The organism is Pseudomonas sp. W5-36, from assembly GCF_046540455.1.
GTDB lineage: Bacteria > Pseudomonadota > Gammaproteobacteria > Pseudomonadales > Pseudomonadaceae > Aquipseudomonas > Aquipseudomonas graminis_B.
In genome coordinates this window covers 1-22,473 of sequence record NZ_JAXCIQ010000008.1, presented here as the reverse complement: position 1 = coordinate 22,473, position 22,473 = coordinate 1, and the positions used below count along the sequence as shown (strand labels likewise).

Here is a 22,473-nt window from a genome sequence, read left to right as displayed (position 1 = left end):
AAAATCGCACGCCCAGGCATCTGCCTTTGCCCTAGCCTGAGGAATTACTCGGCCAGATGCAGAAACAACCGCTGCGCCAGTTCCTTGCCGATGGCGCTGCGATAAATGCTCACCACTTCCTTGTTGTCCTTGGCGGCCTTGAGCATCGCGCTGTAACCCATCAGCCGCTGTTCCGGGAGTTTAAGGTGCGCGGCAGTGAAGGCATCCGCCGCCGCGTGCTCAGTGGCGTAGTGAAAATGCGCCCACCACAGGAGATGGTCGTCCTTGTCGCGGATCGCATACTCCTGCACAAAATCGTTGCGACGGGCTCCCGACATGTTTTTCCTCCCCTCCACCCGGGCGATGTGCACCTCGTGCTGGCGATCCAGATAACTGATGCGACTGGCCGTCGGCGGCTGGCGCTTGATCATCTCGATACGCAGCTGGCGCCCCTGCTCGCGAAACCGCGACTGGCCCGCCTGCAAATCGTCGAGCACCGCCTGCAGCGACCGAGCGCCGTCCTCTCCCGCATCGGGGTCGTCCAGATGGATCTGCAGTTTTTCCACCAGCTCGCCAAGCTTGTCGGCCTTCTGCACCAGGATGTCTTCCATGTCCTCGGGCTCGTTGGCACGGCGTGACTGACGCACCGCGCTGGCAATCTCGGGCTCCACCCGTTCCAGCAGGGCGCGGCTTCGACGCATGAGCTCTGCCAGTGGAACGATGCTGTCGCGATTGACCGGCTTGCGTGGCTGCTCCTCAATTTCGACCCATTCCCCCTCCGCGTGCTGGTGGTACGCGCCGACCACGCGATCACCGGTGGCCGCCTTGACCTCAACGACTTCACCCAGTGAGGGCTCTTCGCCTTCACGCAGTCGGCCGATCAATGTGCGCTGCCCTCGGGTCTTGATGACTCGCTTGCGAGTCTGCCTGACCCTCGGGACATATTCCGCAGGCGTATCGGCGGGTTCCTCGCTCTCGCGTATCAGGGCCGACAGCCGATGCTCGGCCCGATCGGAAATCGCCGACAGGTCTTCGAAAAACCGGTGAAAGTGCGTGGGATTGACCACCTCGGGCTCACTCTCGAAGGTGGCCAGGGCGACGATCGAGGCCCGGTCATACTCCCTGAGCGAGCTCTCCAGCACGCCGATCTGTTCAGCGATCGTGTAATCGTGAGGCCTTTCCAGCTCCGCCTGGGAGGTGAGTGCGGCGTGCAGCGAGTCGTCGTCGAGCAGACGCTTGAACCTGACAGCTCTTTGGGTATCGAGGACGCTCTCGGCACTGAAACACAACTCCAGGGACGACCACATGCGACTGGCGCGCCAATCAATCAGGGAGAACATGCGGTTGTTGTAGAACTCCAGCGCCTCCGTACGCCAGTAGGCCTCGCCCACCTTTGGCACCTCGCGCAACCTTTGCCACAGCCCCTCTCTGATCATCGCCCAGTGCACGCCGCTCTCTTGCAGCACCAGGGACTTTTCGAACAACCCCAGATAAAGCCCCACATTCTCCGGCGAAACGGTTCTGGACACCGCGCGCATCCGGGCCAGGTCTTCTTGGGCCACGACGAGCATGTCGCTGAGCAGCACGCCCTCCAGCAAACAAATCCGCCGGGCGATGCCTTGCAGGTCCGTGGCATAGGTTTTGTCCGGGGTGCGGTCGGCAGGACGCAGCGACTGGTCGAGCTCGTTTTTGCGGTCAATGATCTCCATCACGGCACGGACGTCTGTCTCGATCAGCGCAATGACCTCGTGGTGCTGTTCGAGGGGCGTGGCATCAATGCGGTTGTCGTTCGCCACAATGCGAATGTACAGATCGTTCTGACGCTTCAGCAGCTCGGACTTCTCGGCGTTGACGCGCTTGAGCCGGGCGGCATTTTCCAGGGCCAACTGCCGGGCGCTGCGCTTGGGCCCTCCGCCACGCAGTCGCAGCCCGAGGTCCAGACGCCACACATCACCCTCGCGCATCAGCCATGGCCCGGTGCGTTCAAGGTTGTGGGGATGAACAATCTGCACGTCACCATCATCGACCTGAACCCTGAAGACGGCGTTGTCGACGTGGGCATACCAGGCGCCGTCCTGCTCATACAGACCGTGGGTGCCAGGAGCGTCCGACGGCTGCGGCAGCTCGGGCGTCGGCAGAATTTCGAACGACCGCAGCGCGAGCTTCTGCACCGTAGTCAGGCTCTGATCGGGTCGAGACCAGGTGAAGTCGAGCCGGTTTTCAAGGTTGGCCGGCATGGCAACAGGATCAGGCGCGGGGGCCGGAATGATCGGGGTCGACGCGCTTGAAGCGCTTGAAGGCGTCGACGCCGCTGTGAGCAGATCCGCCAGCGTCGGTCGCACAACCCGGGCAACGCGCTGGCGACCGGGGATGGCGGCCTCGCCCAGCGAGCTGTGCAACAGCAGCATCGCCACCGTCAGCAGCACGTTGCCCATGGATTCCCTGCGTTCGCTGGCAGTGGCATTGCCGTCTTCAGCCAGGGCCCCTTGGGTTTCGCTCATCAGTTGAACCAGCCACAGCGCGTGGCCGACCGGCCCCGACATGAAAGGCATGAGCGATTCCAGCGCCAGCCAGCCGCCACGTTTGAGCAGCGCCCAGCGGCTTTCGGCGTTGGAGGTGGACTGCCTGTCCGCCAGCTGGATCAGTGCGGACGCGTTGGCCTTGAACAGCGCAACCAGCGGATCACCGACGACTTCGTCGACCGCCAGCTGTGCAGGCGTCGGCGTCTCCAGGGGCGCGAACTCCGACCCCTGGCCGAAGCGCACGACATGGGGCTGATCAAAGCCGCCATTGGCGTAGATCTGCCGTGCGTGATCGTCCATCCACGTCAGTACGTCGTCCTGAAGTTCGCCCGGCTCGACAATCGCGGTACGCAGCGCAGCCCAGGACGTGAACTCAGTCAGCGACTGGCGGGAAAACGGCCGGTACAGCAACACCGGTCCTCGGGTCGTATCGCGATCACCGATCACGAACATGTTGGCGACCTCATCCGCCTGGGACCCCGCCGTTGCGTGGAAGGCCAGCGGACGCAGGGTCGTGTTGCGCAGCGCTGGAGGGCGCTGCTGCGGCGGCTGCACGAGGGCGATAACGTGCTGATAGGCGCTGTCGCAGAAATGCCCTTCTCCACGCATTTTCAGCTCCAGCGCCTGCAGAGGCAGTTGAGCGCGAAGCTGGGCAATATAAGCCCCCTGTCGCTTGGCGGACTCAACGGGGTCAGTCACCAACACCCGTTTCAGCAGCGCCGGATAGTGGCGCCCGATGTCCACCTGACACACGAGCAACCGCAGATAATCGCCACTGAACCAGTCCGGCGCCGGCGTGCCGTCCCTGTGCACGACGTGCAGCGCACCGGCCGGCTCGCCGGAAAGGTTTTCCAGCGCAAACTCGGCAAGGCTCATGCGTACGGGCTCGACCAGGCCTGAGGCGACCACTTGACCACCGCTGGGAATGGCAGCGGCGATCACTTTGCGGATAACCACGTCCAGATCGGCGATCAGCAGATCCGCGGCCTCCGGGTGATCGGCGAGCATTTCACGCTGCAGTTGCTGGCTGGCGTAATCCAGCAACGGCGGAAGGTCTTGGTTAAACGTGCCGGGTGCCCCCGACGGAGCGCTCGCCACGGCAATCATTCGACGGCTGAAATCCATTCGGTCGGCAACATTGGCGTTGCGCAACCAGTCCGGAAGCGTCTCGGGGCTTTGCATCCCGGGGACGGCCGGGAGCAAAAAAGGCGTGATGTCGGTGGCAGCGGCCATACGGCGATCGAGATCAGCAAAATCCTCCGCGTCGGCGGGGTCCTGCCGGGCGATCTGCTGCAGTTGTTGGGCCAGTATCGACTGCGCCAGCGCGTAGAACAGATCACCCTCAACCTCGCGCAGCGCCCAGGTCTGGGGATGGGCGACGGACTGAGGAGTATCGATGCTGGCTATCAGGTCGGTCAGCGAGCCATGCCTGACCAGGAGGCCCGGCGACTGCCAGGTAAAGAACATCTCCGTGCCGCCCCAGACACCGGTCGCCGCCAGCACGGGCAGCACTGACGCCGGTGACGAGGCGCCCACCCCCTGGGGGATGCAGGCGCGAATGACATCGTCCGGATGGGCCTGGTCCAGACTCACCATGAAATTGCGCTGGGTCTGATCGGAAAAAGAAGCGAGGGGACGCAGGAAATCCCCCTCGTTTTCGGGCAACCCCGGGGTGTCGTCCAGCGCCTTCAGATAACCCTTCTTCAACGCATCGGCGAGGCGTGACCAGAGAGTTTGCCCGTCTGCCGCCGACGCTCCCCAGAATTCCACCGTCGCTCGCTGAAACTGGTCGTTCAGGTCCAGAGCAACTGTATCGACCAGGATATTCAGTTGGTCAAGATCGATTGGCGTCGCAGTCGCGTCCCGGACGGCGGGATCGATGACAAAGGTGTTGGCGCCGGCGCGCCAGCGTGGGGTTTTCCGTGTCAGAAATGCCTGCTGAAGATTTTTGAGCAGGGTTTCCGCGCGCTGAATGCCGTCGGGTCCCGTACGGGTGATGACGGAAATCTCGGGATCGATTTCAAGGTTCGGGAATTGTTGTTGCACTGCGCAATGCAGCTGCTTGATCGCGACGTCATTCAGGGTCGGTCGCCGGGAAGCCGCAGCAATCAGGTCAAATTTCGGGCTCATTTGCCGGTTAACTCGTGCAAGGGATTGAGGATCCCTCAGGGGCCTGTCAGGCACTGAGAGAATTTGCGGGGAGTTAAACCGGGAATGAGTCCATCGATGGGATACATAAATATTGTTTTCGCGTGGGCGCAGCGGGAGGTCCGTGGTCGATGGGCGGGGCGTTCTGATTGCCAACCGCCAGCTTTACACATATCGTTACAAATCTGGGGCGCCCGAGGCCAAGCGCGGGCGCCGCAGCAGAGGACGCATAAATACAACGGATCCCCCCAGCTAGACAGCTTAAGTGAGTAATTCCAGATGGCCTCGAACACGGGCAAAGGCAAGGCGATATTTCGCGTTGTGAGCGGCAACTTCCTTGAAATGTTTGACTTCATGGTCTATGGCTTTTACGCCACGGCCATCGCCAAAACCTTCTTCCCCGCCGACAGTGAATTCGCATCGTTGATGCTGTCGCTGGCGACCTTTGGCGCCGGCTTTCTCATGCGCCCGCTGGGTGCCATTTTCCTCGGGGCCTACATCGACCATCACGGCCGGAAAAAAGGCCTGGTGATTACGCTGGCGATGATGGCCATGGGTACGGTGCTGATTGCCTGCGTGCCGGGTTACGCGACCCTGGGCGTCGCCGCACCGATCCTGGTGTTGATTGGCCGCCTGCTGCAAGGCTTCTCGGCCGGGGTTGAACTGGGCGGCGTCTCGGTTTATCTGGCGGAGATTTCCACGCCGGGCCGCAAGGGCTTCTTCGTCAGCTGGCAGTCGGCTAGCCAACAGGCCGCGGTGGTTTTCGCCGGTCTGCTGGGCGTCGGCCTGAACCACTGGCTGAGCCCGGAAGACATGGGCCAATGGGGCTGGCGCGTGCCGTTCCTGATTGGCTGCCTGATCGTTCCGGCGATCTTCGTGATCCGCCGTTCCCTCGAAGAAACCCCTGAGTTCGAAGCCCGCGCGCAACACCACCGCCCAAGCCTGGGCGAAGTGGTCAAGTCGATCGGTCAGAACTTCGGTCTGGTCATCGCCGGCATGGCGCTGGTGGTCATGACCACCGTGTCGTTCTACCTGATCACCGCCTATACCCCGACGTTCGGCAAAAACGAGCTGCACCTGTCTGATCTGGACAGCTTGCTGGTGACCGTCTGCGTCGGTATCTCGAACTTCATCTGGCTGCCGGTGATGGGTGCGCTGTCAGACCGGATCGGCCGCAAGCCCCTGCTGCTGGCGGCGACCATTCTGGCGATCATCACGGCGTACCCTGCCCTGTCCTGGCTGACCGCCAACCCGAGCTTCGGCAACCTGCTGATGGTCGAGCTGTGGCTGTCCTTCCTGTACGGCTCGTACAACGGCGCGATGGTGGTTTCCCTGACCGAAATCATGCCGGTCGAAGTACGCACCACCGGCTTCTCCCTGGCCTACAGCCTGGCGACTGCGACGTTCGGCGGTTTCACGCCGGCGGCCTGTACTTACCTGATTCACGTGCTGGACAACAAAGCCGCACCGGGCATCTGGCTGAGCGGCGCGGCGGTGCTGGGCCTGATCGCCACGCTGGTGCTGTTCCGCAAGGGTCAGACGCGGATTCAGGGTGTGACAGCGGTCGGCTGATCGCCGAGAGCTATAAGCGACAAGCGGCAAGCTTCAAGCAGCAAGTAAAAACAAAAACGCCCCGAACCAGTCGGGGCGTTTTTTTACTTCGCAGTTCAGCTTGCAGCTTGCAGCTTGCGGCTTAGCGCTTGCCGCTGCTTTCAACCTACTTCGGGAAGGCTGGCAGGTTGACCCCGGTCATTTCTTCCATCACGCGGACCACCTGGCAGCTGTAGCCGAATTCGTTGTCGTACCAGACGTACAGCACAACGCGGTTATCCATGGCGATGGTCGCTTCGGCATCCACCACACCGGCGTAACGCGAGCCGACGAAGTCGGTGGAGACCACTTCCAGGGAGTTCACGAAGTCGATCTGTTTGTGCAGATCCGAATACAGCGCAGTGTGGCGCAGGTACTCGTTCATCTCTTCGCGGGTGGTCGCAGTGCCCAGATTCAGGTTGAGGATGGCCATGGACACGTTTGGCGTTGGAACGCGGATCGCGTTGCCGGTCAGCTTGCCGGCCAGCTCGGGCAGTGCCTTCGCGGCAGCGGTGGCCGCACCGGTTTCGGTGATGACCATGTTCAGCGCGGCGCTGCGGCCACGGCGATCGCCCTTGTGGAAGTTGTCGATCAGGTTCTGGTCGTTGGTGTACGAGTGAACAGTTTCAACGTGACCGTTGACGATGCCGAACTTGTCGTTGACCGCCTTGAGCACCGGCACGATGGCGTTGGTGGTGCAGGACGCCGCCGAGATAATCTTGTCATCAGCGGTGATCTGCTGATGGTTGATGCCGTGCACGATGTTCTTCAGTTTGCCCTTGCCCGGCGCGGTCAGAACCACGCGGTCGATGCCCGGGCATTGCAGGTGCTGGCCCAGGCCCTCGGCATCGCGCCACACACCGGTGTTGTCGACCAGCAGCGCGTCCTTGATACCGTACTGGGTGTAATCCACCTCGGCCGGGTTCTTGGCGTAGATCACCTGAATCAGGTTGCCGTTGGCGCAGATGGTGTTGTTGGCCTCATCGATGGTGATGGTGCCGTCGAAAGGACCGTGGACCGAGTCGCGGCGCAGCAGGCTCGCGCGCTTGACCAGATCGTTTTCAGCGCCCTTGCGGACCACGATGGCGCGCAGACGCAGGCCGTCGCCGCCACCGGTTTTTTCGATCAGGATGCGTGCCAGCAGACGACCGATGCGACCGAAGCCGTACAGTACGACGTCAGTGCCCTTGCGCTCACCGGAATTCTGCTGACCGATGACCTCGGCCATTTCTTCGCGGATGAACTCTTCAGGGGTGCGGCCATTGGCCTCGGCCTTGTACTTCACCGCCAGCTTGCCCAGGTCCACCGAAGCGGCGCCCAGCTTGAGCTCGCTCATGGCTTTGACGAGGGGGAACGTCTCGTGTACGGACAACTCGCTGGCGTCAGCCTGGCGGTGACGCGCAAAGCGGTGTGCTTTGAGAATCGCGATGACTGAACGGTTGATCAGGCTGCGGCCATAGATCGAACTCACCACATTATTATTGCGGTAGAGCTGACCGATAAGCGGGATCATCGCCTCGGCGAGGGCTTCACGATCGATCCATTCACCAAGACACTGGTCGGGCTTCTGAGTCACGGGAACCTTCCACATGTAGGGGCTGAAAAAAGGGACTACATTATGCACAGGCCTTTGTTTATGAGCAATCCAGACTTTTCAGGACCTGGAGCACTACATAATTCCCGGCGCACAAAACTGACAGCGTCTCTGCGGATTAGTTACACTCCCCGGCTTTGCCGCAACGCCTGGAGCTTTAACTTCCGTGCCCGTTCTGCGCCTTCCGATTCTGCCTGCTGCAGCAGGCAAACAACATTGGGGTAACCTCCCCGGTGCCGCCCTGAGTCTCGCCATCGCCGAGGCTGCCAGCGCCGCGAAACGCTTCACCCTGCTGCTCACCGCAGACAGCCAGAGCGCCGAGCGACTGGAACAGGAACTGAAGTTTTTTGCCCCTGATCTCCCGGTCTTGCATTTCCCCGATTGGGAAACCCTGCCCTACGACCTGTTCTCGCCCCATCAGGACATCATCTCCCAGCGCATCGCCAGCCTGTACCGGCTGCCGGAGCTGGTGCACGGCGTGCTGGTGGTGCCGATCACCACCGCCCTGCACCGTCTGGCGCCGACCAGTTTCCTGCTCGGCAGCAGCCTGGTGCTCGACGTCGGCCAGAAGCTCGACGTCGACGCCATGCGCACCCGCCTTGAAGCCAGCGGCTATCGCTACGTCGACACGGTGTATGAGCACGGCGAGTTCACCGTCCGTGGCGCGCTGATCGACCTGTTCCCGATGGGCAGCAAACTGCCTTACCGCATCGACCTGTTCGATGACGAGATCGAAACCCTGCGCACCTTCGAGCCGGAAACCCAGCGCTCCATCGACAAGGTCGATTCGGTGCGTCTGTTGCCGGCGAAAGAATTCCCGCTGCAGAAGGAAGCCGTGACCCGCTTCAAGGCGCGCTTCCGCGAACGCTTCGACGTCGACTTCCGCCGCAGCCCGATCTTCCAGGACTTGAACAGCGGCATCACCCCCGCCGGTATCGAGTACTACATCCCGCTGTTCTTCGAAGAGACCTCCACCCTGTTCGACTACCTGCCCCAGGACACCCAGGTGTTCTCGATGCCAGGGATCGAAGCGGCGGCGGAGACGTTCTGGAAGGACGTGCGCAATCGCTACGAAGAGCGCCGTGTCGACCCGGAGCGCCCGCTGCTGCCACCGGCCGAGCTGTTCCTGCCGGTGGACGACTGTTTCGCCCGCCTGAAAAACTGGCCCCGCGTGGTCGCCAGTCAGGACGACGTCGAAAGCGGCGTTGGCCGCGAGCGTTTTCCGGCGCAGGTGCTGCCTGATCTGGCCATCGAAGCCAAAGCAAATCAACCGCTGGCGGCGCTGTCGAAATTCCTCGGCGAGTTCCCGGGACGCGTGCTGTTTACGGCCGAATCCGCCGGTCGCCGTGAAGTGTTGCTGGAGCTGCTCGAACGCCTGAAGCTGCGCCCGAAAACCCTGGACAGCTGGCAGGAGTTCGTCGACAGCAAGGAGCGTCTGGCGATCACCATCGGGCCGCTGGACGAAGGCCTGGTGCTGGAGGAGCCGGCGCTGGCGCTGGTGGCAGAAAGCCCGTTGTTCGGTCAGCGGGTCATGCAGCGTCGTCGGCGCGACAAGCGCGCCGACAGCCACGCCAGCGACGCGGTGATCAAAAACCTCGCCGAGCTGCGTGAAGGCGCGCCGGTGGTGCACATCGATCACGGTGTCGGCCGTTATCTCGGGCTGGCAACGCTGGAAGTCGAAAATCAGGTCGCCGAGTTCCTGATGCTGGCCTACGCCGAAGAGGCCAAGCTGTACGTGCCGGTGGCCAACCTGCACCTGATCGCCCGCTACACCGGCAGCGATGACGAGCTCGCGCCTTTGCACCGTCTGGGTTCGGAAGCCTGGCAGAAAGCCAAGCGCAAGGCCGCCGAACAGGTCCGCGACGTGGCCGCCGAGCTGCTCGACATCTATGCCCGCCGCGCGGCTCGCGAGGGGTATGCCTTCGCCGATCCGAAGCTGGACTACGACACCTTCAGCGCCGGCTTCCCGTTCGAAGAAACCCCGGATCAGCAGACCACCATCGAGGCCGTGCGCGCCGACATGCTCGCGCCCAAGCCCATGGACCGTCTGGTCTGCGGTGACGTCGGCTTCGGCAAGACCGAAGTGGCCATGCGCGCGGCGTTCATTGCCGTGCACGGCGGCCGCCAGGTGGCGATTCTGGTGCCCACCACCCTCCTCGCCCAGCAGCACTACAACAGTTTCCGCGACCGTTTCGCTGACTGGCCGGTGACGGTTGAAGTGATGAGCCGCTTCAAATCGGCAAAAGAGATCAACGCCGCCGTGGCCGATCTGGCCGAGGGCAAGATCGACATCGTCATCGGCACCCACAAGTTGCTCCAGGACGACGTCAAGATCAAAAACCTCGGACTGGTGATCATCGACGAAGAGCACCGCTTCGGTGTGCGTCAGAAGGAACAGCTCAAGGCCCTGCGCAGTGAGGTCGACATTCTGACCCTCACCGCCACGCCGATCCCGCGGACCCTGAACATGGCCGTGGCCGGCATGCGCGACCTGTCGATCATCGCCACGCCGCCGGCCCGTCGTCTGTCGGTGCGCACCTTCGTGATGGAGCAGAACAAGCCGACCGTGAAAGAGGCGTTGCTGCGTGAGTTGCTGCGCGGCGGTCAGGTGTACTACCTGCACAACGATGTGAAAACCATCGAGAAATGCGCCGCAGACCTGGCCGAACTGGTGCCGGAAGCGCGCATCGGCATCGGCCACGGGCAGATGCACGAGCGTGATCTCGAACAGGTGATGAGCGATTTCTACCACAAGCGCTTCAACGTGCTGATCGCCTCGACCATCATCGAGACCGGCATCGACGTGCCGAGCGCCAACACCATCATCATCGAACGTGCCGACAAATTCGGTCTGGCCCAGCTGCATCAGTTGCGCGGCCGGGTCGGGCGCAGTCACCACCAGGCCTACGCCTACCTGCTGACGCCGCCGCGCAAGCAGATCACCCCGGATGCCGAGAAGCGTCTGGAGGCGATCGCCAACACCCAGGACCTCGGCGCGGGCTTCGTGCTCGCCACCAACGACCTGGAAATCCGTGGCGCCGGCGAGCTGCTCGGCGATGGCCAGAGCGGGCAGATTCAGGCGGTGGGTTTCACCCTGTACATGGAAATGCTCGAACGCGCGGTGAAGTCGATCCGCAAGGGCGAGCAGCCGAACCTCGACCAGCCGCTCGGTGGCGGTCCCGAGGTCAATCTGCGGGTGCCGGGGCTGATTCCGGAAGCCTATTTGCCGGACGTCCATACGCGCCTGATTCTGTACAAGCGCATCGCCAACGCCGCCGATGAAGAGGGCCTCAAGGACCTGCAGGTCGAGATGATCGACCGCTTCGGTCTGTTGCCTGAGCCGACCAAGAATCTGGTGCGGCTGACGTCCCTCAAGCTGAAGGCCGAGCAACTGGGCATCAAGAAGGTCGACGCCGGGCCCCAGCGTGGACGCATCGAGTTCGCGGCCGAGACCCCGGTCGACCCGCTGACGCTGATCAAGCTGATCCAGAGCCAGCCCAAACGCTACAAGTTCGAAGGCGCCACGCTGTTCAAATTCATGGTGCCGATGGAGCGCCCCGAAGAACGCTTTGCCACGCTGGAGGCGCTGTTCGAACGCCTGACCCCACCGCCTTCCAAAAAATCGGCTTAAGGATTCACCATGGGTTTGATCCGCTCCTTCACCCTGCTGCTGGTGCTGTTTGCCCCGGCGGCCTTCGCCGATGGCGCCTATCAGGTGGAACTGATCCTGTTCCGCCAGAACGGCGAGCCGGCGGCGACCAATCAACCCGCGCCGGAAAACTGGGCCGAAGGGGCACAGCGGCTGGGCACGGACAGCCAGACGCCCACAGCGCTGGACACATTGGTGAACAAGCTGGAATCAAGCGACGGCTATAAAGTGCTGCTGCACACCGCCTGGCAACAGGACCTCAGCGCCACGCCGAGCAAGGTGGCGATCAGTGACGGTCAGGAGCAGTTCGGGCACTTCCCCATCGAGGGGACGGTGAGCCTGGGTCTGGCGCGCTTCACTGACATCGACGCGAATTTCTGGGTCAACCAGGTGGACAGTCATGGCGTGTTGGTGACCAGCGAACGCATGCGTCAGGCCACCCGGGTCAGAAACGGAGAACTTACTTACATGGACAACGGAAGCCTCGCCATGCTGATCAAGGTTTCTCCTGTCCAGCCACCCCGCTGACGCAGGCCTAGACGTGGCGTCCAACCTGGAAAAAGCCCTCGCCCTGCCGTGGGAACCCCTGTTCAAAACCCAGTCAGTCGAGCGGGGTCTGGAGTACGCGCGGCAGAAGCGCGTCATGCTCGACCACCTGAGCGGCGATGTCGTGCGCACAGTGTGCCGGGGTTCAAGCCTGGAGAACTACACCCAGACGCTGTTGTTCAAGGACCCGGAGCGCACGCGCAATTTCATCGTCGGCAAATGCACCTGCCCGGTCAGAAACAACTGCAAGCACTGTGCGGCGGCGCTGTTCTTTTTGCAGGCCCCGGAAAACAGCCCCGGGATTCTGGCAGCGGTCGATGGCGAAGCGGTTGCGCGCAGGCCGAACGTCGTCGAGCAAAAACCCAAGTTGCCCGAGCGCCTGGAAAAGAACATCAAGCCCGAGCCGCGGTTGATTCTCGCCAGCTTCGAGTACAGCGCCTACGAGCCGCGCAACGGCAAGATGCAGCGGCACATCCAGCACCGCGCCGCCCTGGCGTTTCGCTATCGCGAATCCTATGTGTCCGGCGTGCCTGCCCCGGGCCGTGGCGGCGACATCCTCTGGCATTTGCCGGACGAGACGCTGCGCATGCGCCGGCATCCGGAGCGTGAAGCCGTGTACCGCAAACAGCTCCAGGAGCTGGGCTTCCACATCGCCACCCGCCAGAGCAAGGCGCTACCGGACAGTGCTGGCGAAATGTTCGAGCTGCCGAACGACAAGGCTTGGCTGAGCTTCATTCTCGACGAGTTGCCCCGGTTGCGCGCCGAAGGCTGGCAGGTCGAGATGAGCGAGGACTTCGGCTTCGACGTGACCCCGGTGGACGACTGGTATGCCGTGGTCGATGACGAGCCGGAGCGCGACTGGTTCGATCTGGAGCTGGGGATCATCGTCAACGGCGAGCGGCTGAGCCTGCTGCCGATCCTGATCAACCTGCTGCGCACCCACCCGGAATTGATGACCGCCAGCGGTATCGCCAAGCGTCGGGACGACGAGCAGTTGTTGGTTCAGCTCAACCATTTCACTCAGCGTGGGGGCGTGCCGATTCAGGTGGCGCTGCCTTATGGCCGATTGAAACCGGTGCTGGCGACCCTCGGCGATTTCTACTGGCGCGAGGATGGCAACAACGCCATTCGCCTGAATACTGCGGACGCCGCGCGGCTCCGTCAGCTCGATGACTTGCCGCTGGTGTGGCAGGGCGGCGACCGGCTGCGGCAGTTCTCCGAACGACTGGTGAACATCAAGGACGTGCGCGGCGAGGTGCCGGAAGGCCTGAATGCGACGTTGCGGCCTTATCAGCTGGAGGGCCTGAGCTGGATGCAGGCGTTGCGCGAGCTGGAAGTCGGTGGCGTGCTCGCTGATGACATGGGCCTGGGCAAGACCCTGCAAACCCTGGCGCACCTGCTGCTGGAGAAACAGGCCGGGCGTCTCGATCGGCCGGCGCTGGTGGTGATGCCCACCAGCCTGATCCCCAACTGGATGGACGAGGCGAAGCACTTCACGCCGCAACTCAACGTGCTGGCGCTGTTCGGCACCCAGCGCCATCAGGATTTCAAGCGCCTGCAGGATGTCGACCTGATCCTGACCACCTATGCCCTGCTTCCGCGCGACGTCGAAGTGCTCAGCCAGCAACTGTTTCATGTGTTGGTGCTTGATGAAGCGCAGTACATCAAGAATCCCAATAGCAAAGCGGCGCAGGCGGCGCGTGAGTTGAATGCGCGGCAGCGTCTGTGCCTGAGCGGTACGCCGCTGGAAAACCACTTGGGCGAGTTGTGGTCGCTTTTCCATTTCCTGATGCCCGGCTGGCTGGGGGATGCCAAGCAGTTCAACAGCAATTACCGCACGCCGATCGAAAAGCTCGGCAACGAGGAGCGCCTGGAGCACCTCAATGCGCGGATCAAGCCATTCCTGCTGCGCCGGACCAAGGAGCAGGTGGCGACCGAGCTGCCGCCGAAGACCGAGATCGTGCATTGGGTCGAGCTCAATGACACCCAGCGCGATGTGTACGAAACCATGCGTCTGGCGATGGACAAGAAGGTCCGCGACGAGATCACCCGGAAAGGCGTGGGGCGCAGCCAGATCATTATCCTTGAAGCGTTGCTCAAGCTGCGTCAGGTCTGCTGTGACCTGCGGCTGGTCAACAGTGCGCCGGTCAATCCGCGGCAGTCGAGTTCGGGCAAGCTGGATAGCCTGATGGAGATGCTGGAGGAGTTGTTTGCGGAGAATCGCAAGATTCTGTTGTTTTCGCAGTTTACGTCGATGCTGGAGTTGATTGAGGCGGAGTTGAAGCAGCGCGGGATCGCGTATTCGCTGCTGACCGGGAAGACCAAGGACCGGCGGGTGCCGGTGCAGGATTTCCAGAGCGGCAAGCATTCGATTTTTCTGATCAGTCTGAAGGCGGGGGGCACGGGGCTGAATCTGACGGCGGCCGATACGGTGATTCACTACGATCCGTGGTGGAACCCTGCGGCGGAGAATCAGGCGACGGATCGGGCGTATCGGATTGGTCAGGATAAGCCGGTGTTCGTTTACAAGATGATTGCGCGGGGGACGGTGGAGGAGAAGATTCAGCATTTGCAGCAGGAGAAGGCGGCGCTGGCGGCGGGTGTGCTGGATGGGCGCAAGGCCGGGGACTGGAAGTTGCAGGATGAGGATATTGCGGCGTTGTTTGCGCCGTTGCCGGTGGTGGCCAAAAAGGTGAAGCGCTAAGGACATCAACATCAAAAGCGTCTGCCTGGGGGCAGACTGTTTCGCCTTCGGCGAGTTACTTGGAAAAGCACCCCAAGTAACCAAGGGTGCTTGCTCCTGGTTGGGCCCTTCCTTCGTCAGGGTACCCTCACTCCGACGACGCTCCGTGGGCCCGCGCCGAACGGACATCCATGTCCTGACGGCGCTCTCGCCGCATCCATGCGGCTCGACCCACTGCGCGTCGTCTGCGTTCGGCCTGCACCCAAGTCGCGATTGGCGGTGTCTGAACTTTTTGCGTATGAAGATCAAAAGCGGTTAGTAGGACCGGCTTTAGCCGGGAAGCCTTTTGTTTAAAGGGGACTGATTTATTTACAGCGCTTCACCGTAAATTAATCTGTCCCCGCGTCAGCCAATCCCAGCTCACCCCACCGCCCGCACTTCTTCTTCCGCCCATTTCACATAGCACACCACCACCGGCATGTCGTGTTCGGCGCAGAAGTCGATCCAGCGCAGTTGGTTGTCTTGCAGGCGGTCGCCGGGGCCTTTGACTTCGATCATTCGGTAGCGGCGTTGTTCGGGGTAGAACTGGATGAGGTCGGGCATGCCGGTGCGGTTGGCTTTGATGTCTTGCAGCAGGCGGCGGAACCAGCGTTTGAGGTGTTGCGCCGGCAGGCAATGCAGCGCTTGATCCAGCAGTGCGGGGGTCAGGGTGCCCCAGAACACGAAGGGCGATTGCAGGCCGAATTTGCTGAGGTAGGTGTCGCGGATCACTGTTTCATAGCGCTGGTCGTCGAGCTGCGCCAGGCATTCGTCGAACAGGGCTGCGCGGCGTTGGTAAAAGTCCGGGCTGTAGAGGTCACTCGGTGCGCTGTGAAACGGGTGGAAAAAAGCCCCCGGCAGTGGCGCGAAGATCGCCCGCCAACAGAGCAAACCGAACAGCGAATTGACCAGCGCATTCTCGACGTAGTGCACCTCGCTGCCCTCTTCCGCCAGGTGCTGCTGGATCAGCCGTTCGACGCTGTGATCGGGCAGCGGCAGCACGCTCAAATCAAGCCGAGTGACCGTTCGTTTCAACCGCTTCTGCACGCTGCCCTCGCCCAGCTTGCGTTTCAGACGCGGCTGTATGCGCAGCAGGTATTGGGTTTCTTCGTCGTTCTCCGGCGCCAACTGGGCTTCCAGCAGCAACGTCATCGCGTCGAGAAATTGCTCGCTGCGTTCGAGCACGCGAATCCTGCGCACGCGGGCGCCAGGGTAGCTGGACTGCGCGTAGACGCTGAGCGCCAGCGGCCAGTCCTGCTCGCGTTCGGCCTGCTGGCCGATCTTGAACAACAGCTTGGCGCGACGCATGGCCAGCCAGGGGTTGTCGGTCGTGACCGCCAGCGCTTGCGGCGCCAGGTCGGTCAATGCCATGCCGTCGTCCAGCGCCTGTCGGCAGCTGTGCAGGTGCACGCAGGTGTCGATGTCGGCGCGTTGGTTGATGCCACGGGATTCGACGGAAAACTCGACTTTTTCGTACCGATAGATGCCCAGGTCCGCCAGCACGAACTCCGACCATTCCTGATACAGATTGCCGAAGTACAGCAGGCGAAGCCGGTCGCACAGGGGCATGACCTGGAGGGCGAAGATCACTTCTTCAAACCCGGCAAACCAGTGCTCCAGGCGCTGGGGCGATTCGTAGATCGGCAGCAGGCGCTGCAGCAGGTCGGATTTTTTCTCGGCGCTTTTGACGCCGTGGGCTTTGAAACACTGGCCCAGCTCATCTTTGCGCAGCAGCGCGAACAGAGCGTGAAGGTCCAGATGAGGCTGACCGTCGACCCAGCCGGATTCCAGCAACGGCGCGGCGGCCAACCGGACATCGCCGATCTCGGCGTAATCCAGCTTGCTGGCGCGGAACAGCGTGCCTTTGCGCATGACCATGCGCACCAGCAAGGCCTGTGCCCGCTGCGGCAGCTGGGCAAAATCGTCGATGAAGCGACGCTCGTCTTCATCGAGCAGGTCGTCGTAGCGCTGGGCGATCCAGTTCAGGACCTGGCGGAAGTTCTCCAGGTAATAAAACGGATTGTCGAGGGGGGAAAGGCTCACGGCGAGGTCACGTAAAGGCTGACGGAAGAGCGTCAGGATACTGGTTATCCGTACAGATTCCAGCCCTGACTGCTGTAGGATGGCGCCCGCCCGATCAACGGCGCGGACCAAAGAGCGCTGCCCACCCGCTACACTCCCTTCACGCATTTTTCAGGAGATCGTCATGGCTTCCGCTGACAAACACCTCGTTTATCTCGCGGGCTTCGACGTGTTTCGCGCCGACGCCATCGAGCACGGCCGCGCGTTGAAAGCCCTCTGCGCTCGGCACGGTCTTGAGGGTTTGTACCCTTTTGATAACAAAGTGCCTGAGGGGCTGTCGCCTGAAGAGGCCGCCGCGGTCATTTGCAACGCCAATATCGCGATGATCAAAGGCTGCGACGCGGTGCTGGCCAACCTCGACCCGTTTCGCGGCGCCGAGCCGGATTCAGGCACGGCTTTCGAAGTGGGAATGGCCGTTGCGCTGGGCAAACCGGTCTGGGCGTATTTCGCAGCGAATGGCTCGTTGCGCGAGCAAATTGCCCATGACGCGGCAGGCTTCGACGCGCAGGGGTTTCAGGTGGAGGATTTCGGTTTGCCGCGCAATTTGATGCTGGCGTGTACCTGGGCTGGCAGTAGCGAGACGGCGGAGCAGGCGGTTGAGGCATTGGCTGCGCATCTGGCTGGCTGAACCCAACACTGTAGGAGTGAGCTTGCTCGCGAAGTGGTGGGTACATCCGCTGAATATCTGGCGGATGTACTGCCGTCTTCGCGAGCAAGCTCGCTCCCACAGATCCTCAGACGGCAGATCCATCTGCGGTGTCGTCACTAAGGTCATGCGATCGCGAACGCCCTCACCTATTCCAGATTCGACGAACTGATGTCCAGCTTGTCAGCGTCGGCGAACTCGTCCAGATCCAGTTCGCTCAAATCCAGTTCGCCCTCCGGGTCGCGGTCTTCGTCGGAATCGGCGTCGTTGAGGGGCGACTGATCGCCGCCGAAATGCTCGCCATCGTGGGCCAGATAGGCGATGGCGTGGGCGCCCGGCTGGCGGGTCTGTGGCTGGATCTGTACCTGCATCGTTGACGCTCCGGAAGTTGAATGTCTGTGTGCAGGCTAACCCACCCGGCGGGTTAAAAGCACCGGTCAGGACAAACTGAGGAAGGATCCGCCGTCGTCGCGCAGCATCCGCACCATGGCGTGGGCGGCAGGCGACAGATAGCCTTCGCGGCGCAGCATGACGCACAGGGTGCGTTCCATGGTGGTTTGTTCCAGCTGCACCTCGCGCAGGTCCTGCATGTTCTTGCCGAACTCCAGCGTCTCCCGGGCAATGAAACTCAGCAGACTGGTCTGGGCGATCAGTCGGGGCAGCAGGGAAATCGAGTTGGATTCGATTTGCACGTCCGGCAGTGGCAGGTCGTGGCGGGCGAAGGCGTCGTCGACCCAGATGCGCGACGACACCCCGGACGGCGGTAACACCCAGCGATAGCGACACAGGTCGCGCATCTCGAACGGCGCCTTAAAGATCGGGTGATTACGACTGGCGATCACCACCGCTTCGTCGGTCAGGATCGGGTAGAAGGTGAACTCCTCTTCGGCGCCGCGCTGGGCGCAGATGATCATGTCGAGGTGCCCGGAGCGCAGCTGTTCGCGCAGCATGTCGTCCTGACCAATCACCAGTTTCAGGGTCACTTGAGGCGAGCGTTTGAGCAACGCATTGGTCAGCTCGGGCAGCAGGTACTCGGCCATGGTCGCCGCACAGCCCAGACGGATATCCCCTACCGCGCCACTGGCGAAATCGCGCACCTCGCGCTGGGTCTGGGCAATGCTTTGCTGCAGCACCTTGCCCCGCGCCTGCAGCAGTTCCCCCACCGGCGTGAGCTTGATTCGGCGACCGTCGCGCTGGAACAGCTTGGTGCCGAACGACTCCTCCAGCCGCTGGATGCTTTTGGTCAACGCCGGCTGGCTGCGATTGAGTTTTTCCGCCGCCCGGCCCAGGTGACCGAGCTCGGCGATGGTTTCGAAATAGGTCAGGTCACGCAGGTCCATATATCAACCAAAGTTATCAATTCATGATTATTAGAAAATAGACTTGATCGATTGCGCTGTCGATACTGGACGTCATTGGAAAACACCTACCAGGAATCGCCAATGCTCTGGAGATCCGCGTTGCCACGCCCCGCCTCGTTCGCCCTCGCCCACCAGCACCCGATGACCCAATGGTTGCTGCTCATCCTCATGGCCGGTAGCGCCGGCCAACTGTTCAAGTACTTCCACGTCCCCGCCGCTCTGTTTCTCGGGCCGATGCTGGTGGCAATCGGCTTCGGCGTTGCCGGGGCCAGTGTTCGCCTCAACAAGCAGGTGTTCCGCCTGGGTCAGGGCACCGTCGGCGTGCTGGTCGCCCACTCCATGACCGTTGGCGTTTTGCTGGCGGCGATGCAGTCGTGGCATGTGATGGTCTTCGCCACCTTGCTCACCGTCGCGTTGAGCGCGGTGGTCGGCATCGCCATGGCGCGCTGGGGCGGCATTCAGAGCAGCACCGCGGCGTGGGGGACTTCACCGGGGGCGGCGTCGGCGATGGTCGCGATGTCCGAGGATTACGGCGCCGACTCCCGGGTGGTCGCCACCATGCAATACGTGCGGGTGGTCTGCGTGGTCATGGTCGGCGCGCTGGTGAGCCGGCTGATCGGCGCCGATGCTGGCGGTTCGGACACCCATAGCACCGACGCGCTGCTGCACGGTATGAACCTGCTCAATCTGGGGCTGAGCCTGCTGGTGATCGGGGTCGGCGTGATGCTCGGCAGTCGGTTGCCGGCCGGGGCGTTACTGGTGCCCTTGCTGCTCGGCGGCGCGTTGCAATTGAGCGGCATGCTGCAGATCACCCTGCCCACCTGGGTGCTGGCGATTGCCTACGGCGCGATCGGCAGTTACATCGGCCTGCGCTTCGACCGCGTGACCATCAGCTATGTCTGGCGGCGGCTGCCCGCGATGATCGCCGGCGCGCTGGTGCTGATCCTGCTCTGCGCCCTGTCAGCCTGGGGCATCGCTGAAATCATGGGCAAGGACTTTCTCTCGGTGTACCTGGCGACCAGCCCCGGCGGCCTTGATGCCATGGCGATCATTGCCATCGACACCCATTCGGACGTCGGCTTCGTGCTGGCGATGCAGACGCTGCGGCTGTTCGCTGTGATTGTGACCGGCGCGTACATCGCCCGGCAGGTGATTCGCGTGTCGCACCGCTTTGCCTGAATCCGCTCGGCCTGGTTCGCGCACACAGTCTCGCGCCCACAGTCTCGCGCGCGCAGTCTGACGGAATCTTCATCGCTCCTGCGACCTCCAACCCTTCACACTCACTGGAGGCGGACGCCATGGCCACGCTGAAAATCGCCACGTTCAACATCAACGGCATCCGCGCGCGTTTGCCCATTCTGTTGCAATGGCTGGAAAAGGAAGCGCCCGACATCGTCTGTCTGCAGGAACTGAAGGCCGCCGACGCAGCCTTTCCCGCCGACGACATCCGCAATGCCGGCTACGGCGTGATCTGGCAGGGCGAGCCGTCGTGGAACGGCGTGGCGATTCTGTCCCGCGACAGTGAGCCGCTGGAGATTCGCCGGGGTTTGCCGGGCAATGAGAAGGACAAGCACAGCCGCTATCTGGAGGCGGCTGTTCAGGGCGTGATCGTCGGCTGCCTTTACCTGCCCAATGGCAACCCGCAGCCGGGGCCGAAGTTCGAGTACAAACTGGACTGGTTCGAGCATTTCATCAAACACGCCGACTCGCTGTTCAACAGCGAGCATCCGGTGGTGCTGGCCGGGGACTACAACGTCATCCCCACCGACGACGACATCTACAACACCCGCTCATGGCTGAAGGATGCCTTGCTGCAACCGGAAAGCCGCGCCTGCTTCGAGCGCCTGTTGGACCAGGGCTGGACCGACGCCCTGCGCGCGAAATTCCCGGACGAGCGGATTTACACGTTCTGGGATTATTTCCGCAACCACTGGAAGACCAACTCCGGCCTGCGCATTGACCACCTGCTGTTGAGCAAGGACCTGGCGCCCAAACTTAAAAATGCTGGCGTGGATCGCTGGGTCAGGGACTTGCCCCACGCCAGTGACCATGCACCGACGTGGATTGAGTTGAAGGTTTGAGCGAGATGCACCGGTCCTCAAACAACACATCACCTGTAGGAGTGTTGGCCTTGAGACTGCGCAGGACCCAGCGGACTAGGCCCGGCTCGCCAAGGCCGTCGCCAGGCTTTGCTCCAGCGGCAACACCGGTAGCAGCGTGGCCTGATAGGCGTGGTACAGGTCCGGTTTGCCGGCCCAGATGTCGGCGCTGGGCTGGTTTTGCGGGTTGAGCTCGTGGCGCCAGCTGCCGTTTTCGTAATCGATGAACAGCGTCTCGCTGAATTCCCAGAACGTCCGGTACCAGTCTTCGTATGGCTGCTCGTGGGTCCGTTGCAGCAGTGCGGCTGCGGCGGCGGCCGCTTCGGCGTGGGTCCAGTGCAGGCGATGGCGGACCACCGGGCGGTTTTCCCAGTCGAGGGTGTAGACGATCCCCGGCGCGCCATCGACGTCCCAGCCATAACGGCAGGCGTTTTCGAATAATCCCCGCGCGTCTTCCAGCAGCCAGGCCGGCGCTTCCAGCCCGGCTTTGCGCCGCGCCGCTTCCAGGTGCAGCACCAGCCGGGCCCACTCGAAGGCATGGCCGGGCGTCGTGCCGTAAGGGCGAAAACCGTCGTCGGGCTTGTCGACGTTGTAGTCGAGCATCGGCTGCCACTGCAGGGTGAAATGCTCGATCACTTGATAATTGTTGCCGGCGGCGTGCTGATGGATGACCCGCTCGACGATGCTCAGCGCCCGTTCCAGCCAGCGCGCATCGCCAGTGACGTCGGCCAGGGCGAGAAACGCCTCGGTGCTGTGCATGTTGCTGTTGGCGCCGCGATAGGCTTCTTCGTTGCTCCAGTCGCGGTCGAAGGATTCGCGCATCGCGCCTTCCTCCTCGCTCCAGAAGTGCCCGGTGATCACCTGAATCGCTTGTTCCAGCAGCGCCTGCGCGCCGGGGCGACGGGCAACCACTGCAGAGCTGGCGGCCAGGGCAACGAAGGCGTGCAGGTAGGCGTTCTTGCCGGTGTCGGCGCTGTGCTCCAGTGGCTTGGCGAACCAGCCACCGTGCTCAGCGTCGCGCAACGGCCCGGTCAGTGCGGCGATGCCGTGATCGACCAGCGCGGCGCAACCGGGAATACCGTTGATGTGGGCCATGGCGAAACTGTGGGTCATGCGCGCGGTGTTCATGGTTTCGGCCACGGCATCGGCGGGGAGCCGGCCGAAATCGTCCAGATTGCCGAAGCCTTGGGGCAGCTTCGAGGCCTTGGCAAACGCCAGCAGCCGATTGCCCTCCTGCATCAGCCAGGCCGTGTGACCCGGAGAGCGCAGCCAACTGCTGAAATCGCGATTCACGTCATCCATTGCCCTTCACCTATCTTGTCGGCAGGTTCGGCCCGCCAGGAATTATTAGTCGGGGCGAATCATGCAAGCCGAGGGCAGCGACAGGCAAGTGAATGAGGTGAAAGGCGCGGACTGTGGGACGTCTGTAATTGGATGGACTCGCCCAAGCCGAGGCGTCAGTAGCGCCACGGTGGCATTCTTAAGAAGCCAACGACAGCGAGGGCGAGCCCATGAAAAAGCATACGATCAAAAGT

At 62.4% G+C, this 22,473-nt stretch carries 13 protein-coding genes; 7 read left to right on the top strand and 6 right to left on the bottom strand.

Translation table 11 applies throughout. The annotated features are described in order from the left end of the window. Window positions 1-44: 44 nt before the first annotated feature. The gene (locus SLW74_RS15265) at window positions 45-4,631 is read right to left on the bottom strand and encodes a dermonecrotic toxin domain-containing protein (RefSeq protein WP_410929393.1); all 4,587 of its coding nucleotides are present in this window, start codon (window positions 4,629-4,631) and stop codon (window positions 45-47) included. A gap of 297 nt (window positions 4,632-4,928) precedes the next feature. Here SLW74_RS15265 and SLW74_RS15260 point away from each other — a divergent pair, with 297 nt between their 5' ends. Next, entirely contained in the window at window positions 4,929-6,221 is a 1,293-nt protein-coding gene (locus tag SLW74_RS15260; RefSeq protein WP_065989595.1) for an MFS transporter, read from the top strand. 145 nt (window positions 6,222-6,366) lie between these two features. Here SLW74_RS15260 and SLW74_RS15255 read toward each other — a convergent pair whose 3' ends face one another. After that, window positions 6,367-7,830 carry a glyceraldehyde-3-phosphate dehydrogenase gene (locus SLW74_RS15255; RefSeq protein WP_410929392.1) on the bottom strand — a complete coding sequence of 488 codons (1,464 nt, stop codon included), beginning with the start codon at window positions 7,828-7,830 and terminating at the stop codon, window positions 6,367-6,369. Window positions 7,831-7,999: 169 nt separating this feature from the next. On the opposite strand from SLW74_RS15255, the gene mfd reads away from it, so the two are divergent. The 3 genes from mfd to SLW74_RS15240 are packed head-to-tail and all read left to right on the top strand — an operon-like array spanning window position 8,000 to window position 14,732. Further along, complete coding sequence (gene mfd / locus SLW74_RS15250) at window positions 8,000-11,464, top strand: transcription-repair coupling factor (RefSeq protein WP_410929391.1); 3,465 nt, start codon at window positions 8,000-8,002, stop codon at window positions 11,462-11,464. Window positions 11,465-11,473: 9 nt separating this feature from the next. Then, a complete protein-coding gene (locus SLW74_RS15245; protein ID WP_192134250.1) occupies window positions 11,474-12,010 on the top strand; it encodes a CsiV family protein in 537 nt (178 codons plus the stop codon). A 13-nt stretch (window positions 12,011-12,023) separates the two neighbouring features. Continuing rightward, the gene (locus tag SLW74_RS15240) at window positions 12,024-14,732 is read left to right on the top strand and encodes a DEAD/DEAH box helicase (protein ID WP_410929390.1); all 2,709 of its coding nucleotides are present in this window, start codon (window positions 12,024-12,026) and stop codon (window positions 14,730-14,732) included. Between the two features lie 399 nt (window positions 14,733-15,131). On the opposite strand, the gene SLW74_RS15235 is transcribed toward SLW74_RS15240, so the two are convergent. Next, complete coding sequence (locus tag SLW74_RS15235; RefSeq protein ID WP_410929389.1) at window positions 15,132-16,793, bottom strand: VRR-NUC domain-containing protein; 1,662 nt, start codon at window positions 16,791-16,793, stop codon at window positions 15,132-15,134. A 163-nt stretch (window positions 16,794-16,956) separates the two neighbouring features. Here SLW74_RS15235 and SLW74_RS15230 point away from each other — a divergent pair, with 163 nt between their 5' ends. Continuing rightward, window positions 16,957-17,460: a nucleoside 2-deoxyribosyltransferase gene (locus tag SLW74_RS15230; RefSeq protein WP_410929388.1), complete on the top strand. Its 504-nt coding sequence runs from the start codon at window positions 16,957-16,959 to the stop codon at window positions 17,458-17,460. A 167-nt stretch (window positions 17,461-17,627) separates the two neighbouring features. Here SLW74_RS15230 and SLW74_RS15225 read toward each other — a convergent pair whose 3' ends face one another. Beyond that, entirely contained in the window at window positions 17,628-17,849 is a 222-nt protein-coding gene (locus SLW74_RS15225) for a hypothetical protein (RefSeq protein ID WP_065989581.1), read from the bottom strand. Between the two features lie 66 nt (window positions 17,850-17,915). Further along, window positions 17,916-18,818 (bottom strand): LysR family transcriptional regulator, encoded by a 903-nt coding sequence (locus SLW74_RS15220; protein WP_065989580.1) that lies wholly within the window; start codon window positions 18,816-18,818, stop codon window positions 17,916-17,918. A 102-nt stretch (window positions 18,819-18,920) separates the two neighbouring features. Here SLW74_RS15220 and SLW74_RS15215 point away from each other — a divergent pair, with 102 nt between their 5' ends. Together SLW74_RS15215 and SLW74_RS15210 are read left to right on the top strand one after the other, a co-directional pair. Further along, complete coding sequence (locus SLW74_RS15215; RefSeq protein ID WP_410929387.1) at window positions 18,921-20,018, top strand: AbrB family transcriptional regulator; 1,098 nt, start codon at window positions 18,921-18,923, stop codon at window positions 20,016-20,018. A gap of 119 nt (window positions 20,019-20,137) precedes the next feature. Beyond that, window positions 20,138-20,920 carry an exodeoxyribonuclease III gene (locus SLW74_RS15210; protein WP_410929386.1) on the top strand — a complete coding sequence of 261 codons (783 nt, stop codon included), beginning with the start codon at window positions 20,138-20,140 and terminating at the stop codon, window positions 20,918-20,920. A gap of 75 nt (window positions 20,921-20,995) precedes the next feature. Here SLW74_RS15210 and SLW74_RS15205 read toward each other — a convergent pair whose 3' ends face one another. Beyond that, window positions 20,996-22,240, bottom strand: coding sequence for an AGE family epimerase/isomerase (locus SLW74_RS15205; protein ID WP_410929385.1), 1,245 nt, complete (start codon window positions 22,238-22,240; stop codon window positions 20,996-20,998). Between the last annotated feature and the right edge of the window lie 233 nt (window positions 22,241-22,473).